Below are 16,492 nucleotides of genomic sequence, written 5' to 3'. Positions count from 1 at the left end.
AAAATCAATATCTAGTATGATTTCGGGTATTTTAGAGATTTGGACACAAGATATTATGATTTAAATCAACTGTGAAATCAGGTTTGGATAGCGTATGTTTTGGTTAACATAATTTAACCATATCAAATATCAAGTTAATCAGCGGGTTATCTTTTCTAGCTTGATAATATGAGATTAGTTATTATCTATTAAATTTATAGATTTTTACAATAAAAGGTCGTCTGAAACCTGTTTCAGACGACCTTTATTTAGGCGGAAGCAGACGGCTGCTTGCTTTGAAATTCAAAGTAAAATTGCGTTCGCTGCCATATTCATCCGCCGTCTCAAACCCGTTTTGCCGCATCAACTCGCGTAATTCGGCGCGGCTCGGTTTATCGGGGTCGCCTGCCGTTTCGGAAACCGACAGCAGCCCGTCAGGACGAAGCAGCCTGCGGAACTCCGCCAAATACTCGGCTTGGTTGGCGACTTCGCCCAACACGGTAATCAGCACAATGCGGTCAAACGATTGATCGGGAAAATCAAAATGCGTGCCGTCGCACAGATAATAATCGACGTTGCCGATATGCCTAAGGCGTAAACGTTTTTCGGTATAAGCCAACATTTCCGGCTGTATATCCGCTGCTACCAATCGTCCTTGCGGAACTGATTGCGCCAGTGTCGGGCTGAAATAACCAGCTCCGCAGCCTACTTCAAAAATGCGGTGGTGCGGCGCAAGGTGCAGCCGTTGTACGATTTGTTGCGGCGAAAGCGCCCAGTTGCGCAAAGGAATCAGCAGCGTGAATGCAAGCTGATGCGGGAAGATTTTGCCTTTTTGCGTAAGTCCCTGCCAAATGCTTTTGAGTGTTTTAAACATAAGGATTCCTTTGGGTAATGTTGTTTTGCATTGTGTCTGCACAATATACAGTATAAAAATAGCGTGCGTTTTTCCAATCATCACAAAAAGCAGCCTGCACTTCGATTTTTGAACGTGCAGGCTGCTTTCGATAGAGAGGCCGTCTGAAAATTATTTTTCAGACGGCCTTTGATATTACAAGTAATATGAGGATTTCATTGGACTATGAACCAAGCTGCGTTTGCTGCCGACCGTATTACGGCATGGTTTGAAATCATTCGGTAGCAACAAAAACCGCGTGCGTGCGTACCGCACACATCCTACACCTCAATCTTAAGGTTTGCGTCACCCGCAGGTAGGGTGTGGGGCGTAGCCACGCACGCGGTTGACAGGGGTGCGGGCTACGGCTTGTTGAAAGGCAAAGGCAACTAAATTGTGATTATCGAGCATAATCTGGATGTGATTAAAACCGCCGATTGGATTGTCGACTTAGGGCTGGAAGGGGAAGATGGTGGTGGGAGGATTATTGCCTAAGGGAGTCCTGAGATTGCAGCAACAATCGAGAAAAGTTATACTGGCAATTATTTGAAAAGTATTATCAAAAATCATTAGGAATTAACATATGGATAAAATGGATAAAATGGATAAAATCGAGAAAGAAATTATTGATCAGCAAAAAACTGTTGATTTCGATACGCGTGAGTTTACAATCGAAATTATGGTCAATAAGTATTTGAAAAACCTTGAAGAGGAAAATAATGAATTATTTGTTCCAGATTACCAAAGAGAATTTGTCTGGGATACAACACGACAATCAAGATTGATAGAGTCAATTATTTTAGGATTACCTATTCCTATTATTTTCGTCGCAGAAAATAAAGATGGAAGACTGGAAATTGTTGATGGTTCTCAACGTATTCGTACATTAAGTGCTTTTTTAAGTGGTGATTTAACTTTAGAGGGCTTAGATAAATTAAGCTTACTTAATAATTTAAAATTTCAAGATCTATCTATATCTAGACAAAGAAAAATCAACAATACTCCTATAAGAATGATTGTTTTATCAGATAAGACCAGTGAAACTGTAAAAAATGATTTATTTGATAGAATTAATCGTGGCAGCGATTTACTTTTAAATATGGAAAAGCGGAAAGGTATTTATAAGGGTAAGTTCAATGATTTTATTTATGATAAATGTGCAAAATTAGAGTTATTAAAAAAACTTGCTCCCTTATCAAAAGTAGTAGAAAAAAGACAAGAACATGAGGAATTAATTTTGAGGTTTTTTGCTTTAGCTGATAATTATCCAAAGTATAAGACTCAGTACCAAGGTATTGGCGCTTATTTGGATGAATATATGAATGCCAAAAATAGCACATTCACCTCAGAAGAAGCTGACGAGAAGTATACTTCATTGATAAAAGTTTTAGAATTTGTTAATGAAAATTTTGAAAATGGCTTTTCAAAAAAGAGAAATCAAGGTGTTTCACGAGTATTTTTTGAGGCAATTTCAGTTGGTACTTTTTTGGCATTAAAAGAAAAGCCAAATTTAAAAGTAAATAAATCAAATATACAAAATTGGATTCAAAATAAGGAATTTAAAGCAATTACCTCTGGGAAGTACAAAACCCACGTTCCAGAGAAAATTTTGCAACGAATTAATTTTGTTAAGGAAAAACTTTTAAATTCATAGTTCAAATCTATAAATATAAATAATAGAGGCTATTTTATGTTACAACTTCGGGAAGACTTTAGAAGTAAGTTTGATGACTTAGAGTTATTTTTAGATTTCACAGAAAAACTGCAATACTCTGCACAAAGAAATCCAATTCTAAAAGCCTCCATTATTTTAATACTTTACAATATAGTTGAATCGACCCTAACTTCCTTGATTATAAGAGTCCACGATGAACTACAGCTATATCCTTTTAGTATATTAAATGAAAACTTACAGAAAAATTTTTTATACTATCACTTCAGCAAATTAAGTAATGAAAATGATTTCAAAAGAAATATCGATGTAATAAGTAATTTATCTCTAAGTGCTTTGTATTTCCCAAAGTTTGAAGAATATTATGCAAAAAAAACTCTATTTTCTGGAAATGTTGATGGAAAAAAAATAAATGAAATTTTTAAGAAATACTCTATTAAACAAGTTACAAAAGAAAAATCTTGTTTATTAAAAATAAAAAGTTTACGAAATATATTAGCTCATGGAGAAAAAACATTTAATCATGTGGGTAGAGAAATTTTAAATGCAGAATTACGACAAGTGTCAAATTTAACCAAGACTTGCCTACTAGAATCAATTGATAATGTCTGCGATTTCCTTACATCAAAAACTTATTTAAACTCAAAACAAGCAAGCCGTAGCAAGCCGTAGCCTGTATACCCAACCCACCGTGTGTGTGCAGCACGCACGTGGTTATTTGATTGGCGGTTTTCTGTTTTGAGTTTTCAGACGACCTTTAAAGTTATCTAAAAGCTTCAGCTATCAAAACAATACAAATTTCTTTGGTTATCATCCCCGAACTTTAAATCGGGCTAAATGACAAAATATTTTTTTGTGATTGCAAAGATTGTCTAAAAGACAGTTTTCGTAAAACTAAAACCTTGTTTCAGACAGCCTTTCGTTTACTTTTAAACACTTCTTACTGCCTGAAACCAACGTGTAAAGTGCGTCCCTATGATATGCAGTGAGGGCTTATCTATCTTTCCATAAACTCAAAAAAGCAGCCTGAGACCTTTGCAACCTATTGTAAAAATGAGTATCACAGACTGTACAAAGAAGGTCGTCTGAAAAATTTTCAGACGACCTTCTTAACATCTACATACTCCTATTAAACCAGCTTACTGTTCACCCAACCTTCCACACTTCCCAGCATTTCAGTTAGTTTCGCAGCATCCGTCCCCCCTGCCTGTGCCAAATCCGGTCTGCCGCCACCTTTGCCGCCGACTTGTTCGGCTGCAAATTTGACCAAATCGCCTGCTTTTACTTTGCCGGTCAGCGGTTTGGATACGCCGGCGCACAGGGAGACTTTGCCGTCGTTTACTGCCGCCAAAAGAATCACGGCGTTGTCGGATTTGCCGGTTAAATCGGTAACGATTTCGCGCAGGGCGGCTGCGTCGGCTTCGATTTGGGCGGCGACGAGTTTGGCTGCGCCCAAGTCTTTTGCGTTGTCCAAAAGTTTTGCGCCTGCGTGGACGGCGAGTTCGGCTTTGGCTTTTGCCAACTCTTTTTCCAAGGCTTTGGCGTTTGCGGCGTTGGCTTGAATTTTGGCGAGTACGTCTTTTTCGGTTTGTGCTTTGACTTCGGCGATGATGTTTTTCATCAGGCTTTCTTGGTTTTGCGCCCATGCCAGCGCGGCAAGGCCTGTGATGGCTTCTACGCGGCGGATGCCTGCGGCGATGCCGCCTTCGCTGATGATTTTGAAGAAGCCGATGTCGCCGGTGCGGGCGACGTGGGTGCCGCCGCACAGTTCGGTGGAGTAGTCGCCCATGGTGATGACGCGGACGAAGTCGCCGTATTTTTCGCCGAAGAGCATCATGGCGCCGGATTTTTGCGCGTCTTCAATGGACATGGTTTCGACTTTGACGGGCACGTTGGCGATAATCGCGGCGTTGACGCGGCGTTCGACTTCGGCGATTTCTTCCGCGCTGATGCCTTGCGGATGGGAGATGTCGAAGCGGGTCAGCTCGGCGTTTTGCAGGCTGCCTTTTTGTTCGACGTGTGTGCCCAAAACATCGCGCAGGGCTTTGTGCATCAGGTGGGTAACGCTGTGGTTGCGCATGATACTGTCGCGGATGTCGTTGTCGATTTCGGCGGATACGGCATCGCCCACTTTCAGACGACCTGATACGACTGCGCCGAATTGTCCGTGTACGGCGGCTTTGATTTTCTGCGTGTCTTCAACGCGGAAGCGGTTTTCGCCTGCGAAGATGAAACCTACGTCGCCGACTTGGCCGCCGCTTTCGGCGTAGAACGGGGTTTGTTCCAAAACGACCACACCTGCTTCGCCTGCCTGGAGTTCGTCCACGGCTTCGCTGCCTTTGTATAAGGCGATGATTTTGGTGTCTTGGCTGCGTTTTTCGTAGCCTGTGAACTCGGTGTCCGTGCCTGTGTAGTCCAGTTGCGCGTTGGCTTTGAAGTTTTGCGCGGCACGAGCGCGGGCGCGTTGGGCTTCCATTTCGCGGTTAAAGCCTTCTTCGTCCAAGTCGATATTGCGTTCACGGCAGATGTCGGCAGTCAAATCGTATGGGAAGCCGTAGGTATCGTAGAGTTTGAAGATGATTTCGCCGTCCAATTTGTTGCTGCCTTTGGTCAACGCGTTTTCCAGCAAAGCCATGCCGGTTTCCAAAGTTTGGGCAAAGCGGCTTTCTTCATTTTTCAGGGCTTCTTCGATTTGGGCTTGTTTCTCTTTCAACTCAGGATATGCGTCGCCCATCGCTTTCACCAAATCGGGCACGAGTTTGTAGAAAAACGCCTGTTTCTGACCGAGTTTGTAACCGTGGCGAACGGCGCGGCGGATGATGCGGCGCAAGACATAGCCGCGGCCTTCGTTGGAAGGCATCACGCCGTCAGCAATCAGGAAGGAGCAGGAGCGGATGTGGTCGGCAACGACTTTCAGGCTGGGTTCGTTCATGCTGAACGGCGCGCCGGTTTCGCGGGCAATGGCTTTGAGCAGGTCTTGGAACAGGTCGATTTCGTAGTTGCTGTGGACGTGCTGCATTACTGCCGCCATGCGCTCCAAGCCCATGCCGGTATCGACGGACGGCTTGGGCAGCGGGTTCATATTGCCTTGCTCGTCGCGGTTGAACTGCATAAACACGCAGTTCCAAATTTCAATCCAGCGGTCGCCGTCTTCTTCGGGGCTGCCGGGAATGCCGCCCCAGATTTCTTCGCCGTGGTCGTAGAAAATTTCAGAACACGGGCCGCAGGGGCCGGTGTCGCCCATCTGCCAGAAGTTGTCGGACGCGTATTTCGCGCCTTTGTTGTCGCCGATGCGGACAATACGCTCGGCAGGCATACCGATTTCGTTCAGCCAGATGTTATAGGCTTCGTCGTCTTCGGCATATACGGTCGCCAAGAGTTTGTCTTTAGGGATGTTGAGCCATTCGGGGGAAGTGAGGAATTCCCAAGCGAAGTGGATGGCGTCGCGTTTGAAGTAGTCGCCGAAGGAGAAGTTGCCCATCATTTCGAAGAAGGTGTGGTGGCGGGCGGTGTAGCCGACGTTTTCCAAGTCGTTGTGTTTACCGCCGGCGCGTACGCATTTTTGCGCGGTGGTGGCGCGGTTGTATGGGCGTTTGTCGAAGCCGAGGAATACGTCTTTAAACTGGTTCATACCGGCGTTGGTAAACAGCAGCGTCGGGTCGTCGTGCGGCACGAGCGAGGAAGAGCGGACGATGGTGTGGCCTTTGGATTCGAAGAATTTTAGGAATTTTTGGCGTAGTTCGGAGGTTTTCATGATGTTTCGATGTCTCTACTAAAAAGGTTTCAGACGACCTTCCCGGCCGTATGTAATTGTGAAAAGAAAATGGGTGCTATATTACCGCAAAACCTTGTTTCTAGCTATTGAATCAGGGACTTTCAGACGACCTTCCGACTATCGCCCCAATGGAAATTGCTATCAGATAGTGCGTGCCTGATTTATAATCCCTTACTTTCCCTTCCACCTGATATGCAAGGAATGATAATGACCAAACATCTGCCACTCATCGCCCTGACCGCCGTCATGCTCGCCGCCTGCGGAGGTTCGGATAAAAATACCTCCGACAAAGCGGGTCAGGCGGGAAACCAAAATGTATTGAGGATTTACAACTGGTCGGAATACGTCGATCCCGAAACCGTCGCCGATTTTGAAAAGAAAAACGGTATCAAGGTAACTTACGACGTGTACGACAGCGATGAGACGCTGGAAAGTAAAGTATTGACCGGAAAATCAGGCTACGACATCGTCGGCCCGTCCAATACCTTCGTCGGCAGGCAGATTAAGGCTGGGGCTTATCAAAAAATCGACAAATCCCTGATTCCCAACTATAAAAACCTCAATCCCGAACTGATGAAACTGATGGAAGGCGTCGATCCGAGCCACGAATACGCCGTTCCGTTTTATTGGGGAACCAACACCTTCGCCATCAATACCGAGCGTGTGAAAAAAGCCTTAGGCACGGACAAACTGCCGGACAACCAATGGGATTTGGTGTTCAACCCCGAATACACATCCAAGCTCAAACAATGCGGCATCAGCTACTTGGACAGTGCGGCGGAAATTTATCCTATGGTGTTGAATTACATGGGTAAAAACCCCAACAGCAACGATACCGAAGACATCAAAGCGGCAACCGAGCTGCTCAAGAAAAACCGCCCCAATATCAAACGCTTTACCTCGTCCGGCTTCATCGACGACTTGGCGCGCGGCGACACTTGCGTCACCATCGGCTTCGGCGGCGACTTGAACATCGCCAGACGGCGTGCCGAAGAAGCGGGCGGCAAAGAAAAAATCCGCGTCATGATGCCCAAAGAAGGCGTGGGGATTTGGGTGGACTCTTTTGTCATCCCGAAAGATGCGAAGAACGTCGCCAACGCCCACAAATACATCAACGATTTTCTCGATCCCGAAGTCGCCGCGAAAAACGGCAATTTCGTCACCTACGCCCCTTCCAGCAAACCCGCACGCGAATTGATGGAAGCCGAGTTCAGGGACGACCACACCATTTTCCCGAGCGACGAAGATTTGAAAAACAGCTTCATCATGGTCCCTATCCAGCCCACCATTTTGAAATTCATGGTCCGCCAATGGCAGGGTGTGAAAGCCGGCAAATAATTTGATACAGATAAGCAAAAGGTCGTCTGAAAACTTGAAATACAGGTTTTCAGACGACCTTTTGTTATATCCGTTTGTCTTTACACAATGTCTCTTACCAGTCAAAACTAATGTCATCAGGCATATCGAACTTTATCCGCTATCCCGAAAAATTTCAGACGACCCCTTCATCTCAAAAGGTCGTCTGAAACAGACAAAGCGGTTGGTTTGAACCTGTCTTTCTACGTTCAAAAACAAGTTCAGCCCAAACTTACGCTTCGCCTTCTGCCTGATCGGCTGAGTCCGTTGCACTCGGCTGGGCGGCTTTGTAGAGGTAAACCGTTGCCAGCGGCGGTACTTTGACGGCGAGCGAGTTGGGTCTGCCGTGCGACCAGATTTCTTCAGTTTGCAGGGTTTGTCCGGCGGATACGCCGCTGCCGTTGTAACCGGGGTCGTCTGAATTGAGGATTTCACGGTATTCGCCGGCTTCGTTCACGCCGAAGCGGTAGCTGTCGTGGACGACGGGCGTGAAGTTGCTGATGACGATGACGCGGTTGCCTTCGCGGTCGCGGCGTTCGAAGACGAAGACGGAATTGTTGCCGTCGTCGGCGACCAGCCATTCGAAGCCTTCCGGCCATTGGTCGAGCTGGTAAAGCGGTGCGGTGTCTTTATAGACGCGGTTCAAATCGCGCACGAAGTTTTGTACGCCTTTGTGCCAGCCGCCTTCTTGGTCGAGCAGGAACCAATCCAGTCCTTCGTTGTAGTTCCACTCTCTGCCCTGTGCGAACTCGTTGCCCATAAACAAAAGTTTTTTGCCGGGGAAACCGTACATGAAGCCGTAGTAGGCGCGCAGGTTGGCGAATTGCTGCCAGCAGTCGCCGGGCATCCGTCCGAGCAGCGAGCGTTTGCCGTGTACGACTTCGTCGTGCGAGAGCGGCAGGACGAAGTTTTCGCTGTATTGGTACATCATGCCGAAGGTCATTTTGTTGTGGTGGTATTTGCGGTTGATGGGGTCTTCCATCATGTAGCGCAAGGTGTCGTTCATCCAGCCCATGTTCCATTTGTAGCTGAAATTCAAGCCTTCTTGGCGGGTTACGTTGGCGAACGAGGTGGATTCTTCGGCGATTTCGGTGGCAGACGGGACGACCTCTTTCAGCATGGTGTTGGTATCGCGCAGGAAGGCGATGGCCTCGAGGTTTTCATGGCCGCCGTATTGGTTGGGTATCCATTCGCCGTCTTTGCGCGAGTAGTTGCGATAAATCATGGAAGCGACGGCGTCCACGCGGATACCGTCGAAACCGAAACGCTCTATCCAATACAGGGCATTGCCTTGCAGGAAGTTTTTGACTTCGTTCCTGCCGAAGTTGTAAATCAGGGTATTCCAGTCTTGATGGTAGCCTTCGCGCGGGTCGGCGTGTTCGTACAGCGCGGTGCCGTCAAACTTGGCAAGCCCGTGGTCGTCGGTCGGGAAGTGTCCGACCACCCAGTCGAGGATGACGCCGATGCCTTCGTCGTGGGCGGCTTTAATCAGGGCGCGCAATTCGTCGGGCGAACCGAAACGGCTGGTCGGCGCATACAATCCAGTCGCCTGATAGCCCCACGAGCCGTCAAACGGGTATTCGGAAACGGGCAGGAATTCGATATGGGTGAAGCCCATGTCTTTGACGTATGCGACCAATTCTTTGGCGAGCTGTTCGTAAGTCAGCCAGAAGTTGTTTTCGGGATTGCGTTTCCACGAACCCAAATGCACTTCATAAATGCTGATAGGTGCGTCAATGGCGTTGGCGCGGGCGCGGAAGTCGGGTGTTTCGACTTTTTCCGGCAAACCGCGCACGACAGACGCCGTATTCGGACGCAACTCTGCGCCGAAGGCATACGGGTCGGTTTTTTGCCGTACATTGCCGTTGGCATCGCGGATTTCAAATTTGTAGAGGGCGTTGAGTTTGACGGCGGGGATGAAGATGTCCCAAATGCCGTTGTCGCGGTGGAAACGCATGACGTGGCGGCGGCCGTCCCAGTGGTTGAATTCGCCGATGACGGATACGCGCTGCGCGTTCGGCGCCCATACTGCAAAGCTCACACCTTTCACGCCGTCCACTTCGGCAAAATGCGCGCCCAAAGTTTCATAAGGACGCAGGTGTTTGCCTTCCGCCAGCAACCAAGAATCCATATCTTTTAAGGCAGAGCCGAAGCGGTAAGGGTCTTCTTCACGCACAGGCTCGGCATCTTCGGCATAACGGACGTTCAACGCATAATCGGGCGCACCTTCGGGCAACACGGCAACAAAAAATCCGCGTTCATCGACTTTTTCAGACGACGTAATCAGTTCGCCGCTCTCACGGTTGACAATATCCACGCCCCAAGCGTTCGGAATCAGGGTCCGTACGACCTCGTCGCCTTCGGCAAGGCGGTGTCGTCCCAAATAGGCGAACAAATCGCTGTGGGTGGCAAGAAACAGGCTTTCGACCGTGTCGCGTTCGACTTGGTCAAGCTCGTGATAAGGCTTCATCCGGCTGTTTTTCTTCATGCGTACCTCTCCAATCATGGCAAGTTGGCCGCCCATCAGGCGGTTGTGGGGAAAATCTTCAAGCGCGACGGGCATTTTGCGCGCCCAGTTGGGATAACCCTCGGAAACGCCCGGCACATTCAGGTTGTCGCTCATGCCCAGCAGGTTTTCCAGCTGCACCGCATACAGTTTGCTGCGGCTCATGGCGGCATACCGGTGCAAGGCGGTTAACAGCGTTTCGTCAATTTCAGACGACATCTCGGCGTCGGCAGGCAGGCAGCCGGCGTGTTTCAACTTATCGAACAAATCCGCCTTGTCGTGTTCGCGCGCTTCCAAGGTCGTCTGAAAAGTTTCCGCATCGGGAATCGTACCCAAGCGGAACATCAAATCTAAATCCTTGCCCGTCCAATAGCCCGCCAAGGGCGCGACATCGTGCGTGCTGACCACCGTAATCGCCTGTTCGGGATATTCTTCGGGCAACTCAAAGCCGTGCCAGCCTTTGCTGAAATACACGACCTTATAAGAAAACACCTGATAGCGGTTCAGCAAATACCGCGCCTGATCGGGTACCGTTCCCAAATCCTCGCCGATGACCACGCATTGATTCCGCCTGCTTTCCAAAGCCAGGATGGCAAACATCACATTTGCGTCGTAATGCACATACGCGCCAAAGTCCGCCGTCTCGCCCGCAACCCACCACAGACGGCACAAAGCCATCACATGATCAATGCGCAAGATGCCGTAAAGCCGCATATTTTCACGCAACAGTCGGACGAACTTCTCATAACCCGTGTGCTTCAACATCATCGGATTAAGCGGCGGCAAATCCCAGTTTTGCCCCGTCGGGCTGAATGGATCGGGCGGCGCACCGACCGCCATATCCATGCAGTAATCGGCGCGGTTAAGCCAAGTGTCTGCGCTGCCGCGTGCTACGCCGACCGCCAAATCGCCGTAAATCCCCAGCTTCACGCCGCGCGCCGCAGCCGCCTCGTTCACTTCGCGCAACTGCTCCGCGCAAAGCCATTGCAGCCACATATAAAAACGGATTTCGCGGCGATGACCCTGTGCAAATCTTTGAACTGCCTCGCCATGCGGATCATGAAACTCCGCCTGCCAAGACAGCCAACCCACTTCGCCGGAGCGGTTGTAATACTGATCCAACGCCTCAAACAAACCGAAGCCTTCCAAAGCCCAGCCGCGTTCTTCGACAAAGGCGTCAAATGCCGCCCGCTCTTGTTCGGCGGCTTCGCATCCGTCGTTTTCAAACGCGTCAAACGCCCTCTGCAAAGCATCGCGCTTGAACGCCCAAACCGCCGTATAAGCGACCGTTTCCGTAATCCGCAACGCCGCGATGCGCTGGCAGATATTCGGCTGCTTGAGCCAGTTTTTCAGCTTTTCGTTATAGGAGAACGCGCCGACCTTCTCCACATCCAGATAAATCGGATTGAGCCATTCGCGCGAAGACGGGCTGTACGGGCTGGCAAAAGCAGGCTTGGCACTGAAAAGCGCGTGCAGCGGATTGATGCCGACGAAATCCAGTTGCTTATCCGCCGCAAACGCCATCAAATCCAGCAAATCGGTAAAATCCCCAATGCCCCAGTTCCGTTGCGAACGCAGGCTGTACAGATGCGTTGTCAGCCCGTTCATGCGCAAACCGTGTTCCAGCATTTTCGGCTGATAAACCGACTGCGGCGCAACCACCAGCCGCACCTTGCGGACGTTGCCTTCCACTTCCGCAGACAAAGTGTAATAGCCGCAAGCCAAAGCCGGCAGCACAACCCAAAGCGCGCCGTCTTCGCCATGGCTCAACACCAAAACCTGCCGTCCGCCCGCTTCCTCTTCCAAGCAAACTTCAGCCGCGCCATGAAACTCAGCAGGCAGTCGCAAAGATTCCCGACCGTTTTCATGCGCCACCAAAGTATCCGCATAAAGGCCGTCTGAAAAACCGTCCTGCTGCAAAGCCTTAATAATCCCTTCCAAAACCTCGGGCTTGGTCGCATGATAAATTCCACCGATGTCGTGAAAACCCAAATCAATACCCAAGCCCGCAGCCTGCTCTTCCAAATGTTCGCTCATGACACAATTCGCCTGTTTACAATAAACCGAATCTTAATATAAATAAGATTGAATGTTTCCCATAATTCAGAGAAAACAACCGTTCAGACCAGAATTTCCCTGCTTAGTTTGACTTATCCCAAAATTTTTGGGCGATAGGGGGGGCAGCTCAATTTTGATGGTTGTCGGAATGTTTCATCTATATTTGGGTATGGGTTTGCAGGATATAAAAAGGTCGTCTGAAAACAGAAACCCAATCCTGTTTTCAGACGACCTTTTATTGTTTCAAATTAGATTAATTAGTGATGATGACCGTGCGGACCGTGAACGTGGCCGTGTACGATTTCTTCTTCAGTCGCATCGCGCACGCTGTCAACTGTCGCTTTGAACAAGATTTTCATGCCGGCAAGCGGATGGTTGCCGTCTACTACGGCTTTGCCGTCTGCTACATCGGTTACGCGATAAACCAAGACATCGCCGGTTTCAGGATCATCGGCTTCGAACATCATGCCGACTTCCACTTCAACCGGGAATACGCTGACATCTTCGATACGCACCAGGCCGGGATCTTGTTCGCCGAACGCATCATCGGGAGACAGCGCGACTTCAACGGTATCACCGACGTTTTTCTCGTGCAAAGCTTCTTCCACCAAAGGGAAAATGCCGTCATATCCGCCGTGCAGATAGGCGATGGGTTCTTCGGTTTTGTCCAGCAGTTGGTTATCCGCATCGTACATTTCATAGTGAAGCGAAACCACGGAATTTTTTTTAATAGCCATTCTTTATCCTTTATCATGACCGTTTATCAAAACAGGCTTTATTGACAACCCTCTGCCAACAAATCCAAAACATTTTAACACACCGCCGTCATGTACGGAGATTTATCCTAATATTCACAAATTAACAACCGTTAATTCAGATAAATAATATTTAACCTGCGACAGACGGAAGTGTAAATTTTGATAATTTTTATAATTGTGTAACTTTTTTACAACTTGTATTTCTATGCATAATGGTTTTATGCAGGTTATTCAAACAAATCAGAAATAGAGGCAGATTGTGCATTATTTAATTATAAATACATGAAATCAATAAATTTTACTATACAGTTTATTTCAAATGTACCCTAGGTAACAATCTATGTGGATTAGTTTCTTCCACAACTTTCGTCCATTCCGGATTGATTAGAAGTTACTAAAAGATTACTAATTCGTCTGTATCGTTGCGCCGAGCCATCCTGTGGGGCATAATGCAGGAAATTCAGCAATGAATTTTTACTCTAAGGGAACGGCTTTATGCCGTTTTCAATCGTTCCGTTTTTATTTAAATCGATTTAAAGAAGGTCTCAAAATGAAAAAATCTCTGATCGCTGCTGCTTTGTTCTCTTTGGCTCTGGCTGCTTGTGGCGACAAAGCTGCTGACACTGCTGCTTCTGCCGCTTCTGAAGCTGCATCTGCTGCTACCGAAGCTGCCTCTGCTGCTACTGAAGCTGCTGCTTCTGCTACCGAAGCCGCTGCTTCTGCTACCGAAGCCGCTGCTACCGAAGCCGCTTCTGCTGCTACTGAAGCTGCTTCTGCCGCTACCGAAGCTGCCTCTGCCGCTACTGAAGCCGCTTCTGCTGCAAAATAATATTTTTACAGTTAAAAAAGCAGGATACGGATTGTATCCTGCTTTTTTGTTTTTCAGACGACCTTTACCGTTTTTCGCTTCCCTTATCCGCTATATAATCCTCCGTACACACATAAACCATCCTTGCTGCCCGTTATGCCCAATCTGTACGACCGTTTTCTTGAATTCCTTTCCCCCGCCGAAATTCTCGAAGCCACTCCGGCCTTGTTAAACGACCAGCGCCGCCGCTTTGTTTCCGAACCGGACATCATCTTGCAACCGCATTCTATAGAAAATGTACAAGAAATCATGCGGTTTTGTTTTAAACACCGTATCCCCGTTACCCCTCAGGGTGGCAATACCGGTTTGTGCGGTGCAGCGGTAGCTTCCGGCGGCGTACTGCTCAACCTTTCCAAAATCAACCGCATCCGAGAAATCAACCTTGCCGACAACAGCATCACTGTCGAAGCGGGCGTAATCCTACAGAACGTCCAAAAAGCGGCATCCGAAGCGGGCAGACTGTTTCCCCTCAGCCTTGCCAGCGAAGGCTCGTGCGAAATCGGCGGCAACATCGCCTGCAACGCCGGCGGATTAAACGTTTTACGCTACGGCAGTATGCGCGACTTGGTATTGGGTTTGGAAGTCGTCCTGCCCAATGGCGAACTTGTTTCCCATCTCCAACCGCTACACAAAAATACCACCGGTTACGACCTGCGCCACCTCTTTATCGGCAGCGAAGGCACGCTCGGCATTATCACCGCCGCCACGCTCAAACTCTTCGCCCGTCCGCAAACCATAGCGACCGCATGGGTAGGTTTGGACGACATCGAATCTGCCGTACAACTTTTGACTGCGGTACAAGGGCATTTTGCCGAACGCCTCACCAGTTTCGAGCTGATCAGCCACTACGCTTTGGCATTGTCTTCCGAATTCAGTCATCTGAAACAGCCGACCGATGCAAACTGGCACGTTCTGCTCGAACTGACCGACTCTGTTCCCGATGCCGCGCTCGACGAAAAACTTGCCGAATTTCTCTATCAAAACGGCAAAGAAAACAGCATCATCGCGCAATCCGAACAAGAGCGCCTCGATCTGTGGACGCTGCGTGAAAACATTTCCGCCTCCCAGCGCAAGCTCGGCACCAGCATCAAACACGACATCGCTGTCCCGATTGCCCAAGTCGCCGCCTTTGTCCGTCAATGCGCCCCCGCCTTAGAAACCCGTTTTCCGGGTATACAAATTGTCTGCTTCGGACATTTGGGCGACGGCAGCCTGCATTACAACACCTTCCTGTCCGACGTCTTGAGCAACGAAGCCTACCGTTACGAAGATGCCGTCAACAGCATCGTCTATGAACACATCCTCGCCTGCCACGGTACCATCGCGGCGGAACACGGTATCGGCACCATCAAAAAACACTGGCTCCCCAGCGTCCGCACCCCGTCCGAAATCGCCTTGATGCGCGCCATCAAAGCCCAGCTTGACCCGCACGGCATCATGAATCCGGGCAAGCTCCTGCCGTAAGCAATATTTCAGTATTTGCCAAAATCGAAAAGGTCGTCTGAAAATCTATTCCCAGTTTCAGACGACCTTTTCATTCTCTAATACTCAATGCTGTTATAATCCGCAGACCAAGTAAAACAACGACTTCAAAAGGAAAAACATGACACTCAAGCCTCCCGTCCGCATCGCCGTTACCGGCGCCGCAGGGCAAATTGCCTATGCGACCCTGTTCCGTATCGCCGGCGGCATTATGCTCGGACGCGACCAACCCGTTATCCTGCAATTGCTCGACCTGCCACAGGCGCAGCAGGCATTGCGCGGCGTGATTATGGAAATGCAGGATTGCGCTTTCCCGCTCCTTGCCGACATCTTCGCTACAGACGACCCCGAAGTCGCCTTCAAAGATGCCGACATCGCCCTCCTAATCGGTGCGCGCCCGCGTACGCAAGGCATGGAACGCGCCGACCTGCTGCACGCCAACGCCGAAATTTTCAAAGTACAAGGCGCGGCGTTGAACAAAGTTGCCCATCGCGACGTCAAAGTCCTCGTCGTCGGCAACCCCGCCAACACCAATGCCTACATCGCCATGAAATCCGCGCCCGACATCCCGCCGGAAAACTTCACCGCCCTGATGCGTCTCGACCACCACCGCGCCGTCAGCCAAGTCGCCGAGAAAATCAACCGCCCGATTCCTTCCATCGAGCAAATGTGCGTCTGGGGCAACCACAGCCCGACCATGTACGCCGACTACCGCTACGCCACCAGCAACGGCGAGTCCGTCAAAGACATGATTACCGAACCCGATTGGAACACCGAAGTCTTCATGCCGAAAATTGCCGGACGCGGTGCCGCCATCATCGCCGCGCGCGGTTCGTCGTCCGCCGCCTCCGCCGCAAATGCCGCCATCTACCACCTGCGCGACTGGCTGCTCGGCAGCAGCGGCAAATGGATAACGATGGGCGTTCCTTCCGACGGCTCTTACGGCATCCCCGAAGGTTTGATTTTCGGTTTCCCCGTCATTTGCGACGCAGGCAGCTACCGCATCGTCCAAGGCTTGGACTTGTCGGATGAGTTCAGCCGCCAACGCATCGCCGCAACACTGGCGGAGCTGGAAGAAGAACGCGCCGCCATACAAGATATGCTTTAAAAGATCGAGGTCGTCTGAAAACCAGTTTTCAGACGACC

At 49.3% G+C, this 16,492-nt stretch carries 9 protein-coding genes and 3 pseudogenes; 7 read left to right on the top strand and 5 right to left on the bottom strand.

The features are described from left to right. Window positions 1-244: 244 nt before the first annotated feature. A complete protein-coding gene (locus NM96_05810) occupies window positions 245-853 on the bottom strand; it encodes a methyltransferase type 11 (GenBank protein AVR78914.1) in 609 nt (202 codons plus the stop codon). Further along, window positions 846-1,038: pseudogene (locus tag NM96_05805) on the bottom strand (hypothetical protein). The gene NM96_05810 and the pseudogene NM96_05805 overlap by 8 nt, the downstream one beginning before the upstream one ends. A gap of 199 nt (window positions 1,039-1,237) precedes the next feature. Between NM96_05805 and NM96_05800 the strand changes: the two are divergent. The 3 genes and pseudogenes from NM96_05800 to NM96_05790 all read left to right on the top strand — a co-directional run bounded on the left by NM96_05800 (window position 1,238) and on the right by NM96_05790 (window position 3,215). Continuing rightward, window positions 1,238-1,444 (top strand): annotated as a pseudogene (locus tag NM96_05800) (DNA helicase UvrA). A 28-nt stretch (window positions 1,445-1,472) separates the two neighbouring features. Beyond that, window positions 1,473-2,525, top strand: coding sequence for a DUF262 domain-containing protein (locus tag NM96_05795; GenBank protein AVR80279.1), 1,053 nt, complete (start codon window positions 1,473-1,475; stop codon window positions 2,523-2,525). Between the two features lie 36 nt (window positions 2,526-2,561). Continuing rightward, window positions 2,562-3,215, top strand: a complete 654-nt coding sequence (locus tag NM96_05790) for a hypothetical protein (protein ID AVR78913.1) — start codon at window positions 2,562-2,564, stop codon at window positions 3,213-3,215. 457 nt (window positions 3,216-3,672) lie between these two features. Here the strand turns inward: NM96_05790 and NM96_05785 are convergent, their stop codons facing one another. Further along, complete coding sequence (locus NM96_05785) at window positions 3,673-6,297, bottom strand: alanine--tRNA ligase (protein ID AVR78912.1); 2,625 nt, start codon at window positions 6,295-6,297, stop codon at window positions 3,673-3,675. A 228-nt stretch (window positions 6,298-6,525) separates the two neighbouring features. Here NM96_05785 and NM96_05780 point away from each other — a divergent pair, with 228 nt between their 5' ends. Next, on the top strand, window positions 6,526-7,656 hold the full coding sequence (locus NM96_05780; protein ID AVR78911.1) for a polyamine ABC transporter substrate-binding protein: 1,131 nt from the start codon (window positions 6,526-6,528) through the stop codon (window positions 7,654-7,656). 250 nt (window positions 7,657-7,906) lie between these two features. Here the strand turns inward: NM96_05780 and NM96_05775 are convergent, their stop codons facing one another. Continuing rightward, the gene (locus NM96_05775) at window positions 7,907-12,217 is read right to left on the bottom strand and encodes a 4-alpha-glucanotransferase (GenBank protein ID AVR78910.1); all 4,311 of its coding nucleotides are present in this window, start codon (window positions 12,215-12,217) and stop codon (window positions 7,907-7,909) included. 278 nt (window positions 12,218-12,495) lie between these two features. Continuing rightward, a complete protein-coding gene (locus NM96_05770) occupies window positions 12,496-12,975 on the bottom strand; it encodes a peptidylprolyl isomerase (protein ID AVR78909.1) in 480 nt (159 codons plus the stop codon). 590 nt (window positions 12,976-13,565) lie between these two features. Here NM96_05770 and NM96_05765 point away from each other — a divergent pair. The 3 genes and pseudogenes from NM96_05765 (at window position 13,566) to NM96_05755 (ending at window position 16,454) form a co-directional block, all read left to right on the top strand. Continuing rightward, a pseudogene (locus NM96_05765) lies at window positions 13,566-13,923 on the top strand (hypothetical protein). A 37-nt stretch (window positions 13,924-13,960) separates the two neighbouring features. After that, on the top strand, window positions 13,961-15,328 hold the full coding sequence (locus tag NM96_05760; protein AVR78908.1) for an FAD-binding oxidoreductase: 1,368 nt from the start codon (window positions 13,961-13,963) through the stop codon (window positions 15,326-15,328). A gap of 139 nt (window positions 15,329-15,467) precedes the next feature. Further along, window positions 15,468-16,454 carry a malate dehydrogenase gene (locus tag NM96_05755; GenBank protein AVR78907.1) on the top strand — a complete coding sequence of 329 codons (987 nt, stop codon included), beginning with the start codon at window positions 15,468-15,470 and terminating at the stop codon, window positions 16,452-16,454. Window positions 16,455-16,492: the final 38 nt, after the last annotated feature.

This window comes from Neisseria mucosa (assembly GCA_003028315.1).
GTDB lineage: Bacteria > Pseudomonadota > Gammaproteobacteria > Burkholderiales > Neisseriaceae > Neisseria > Neisseria mucosa.
This window is presented reverse-complemented; position numbering and strand designations above follow the sequence as displayed.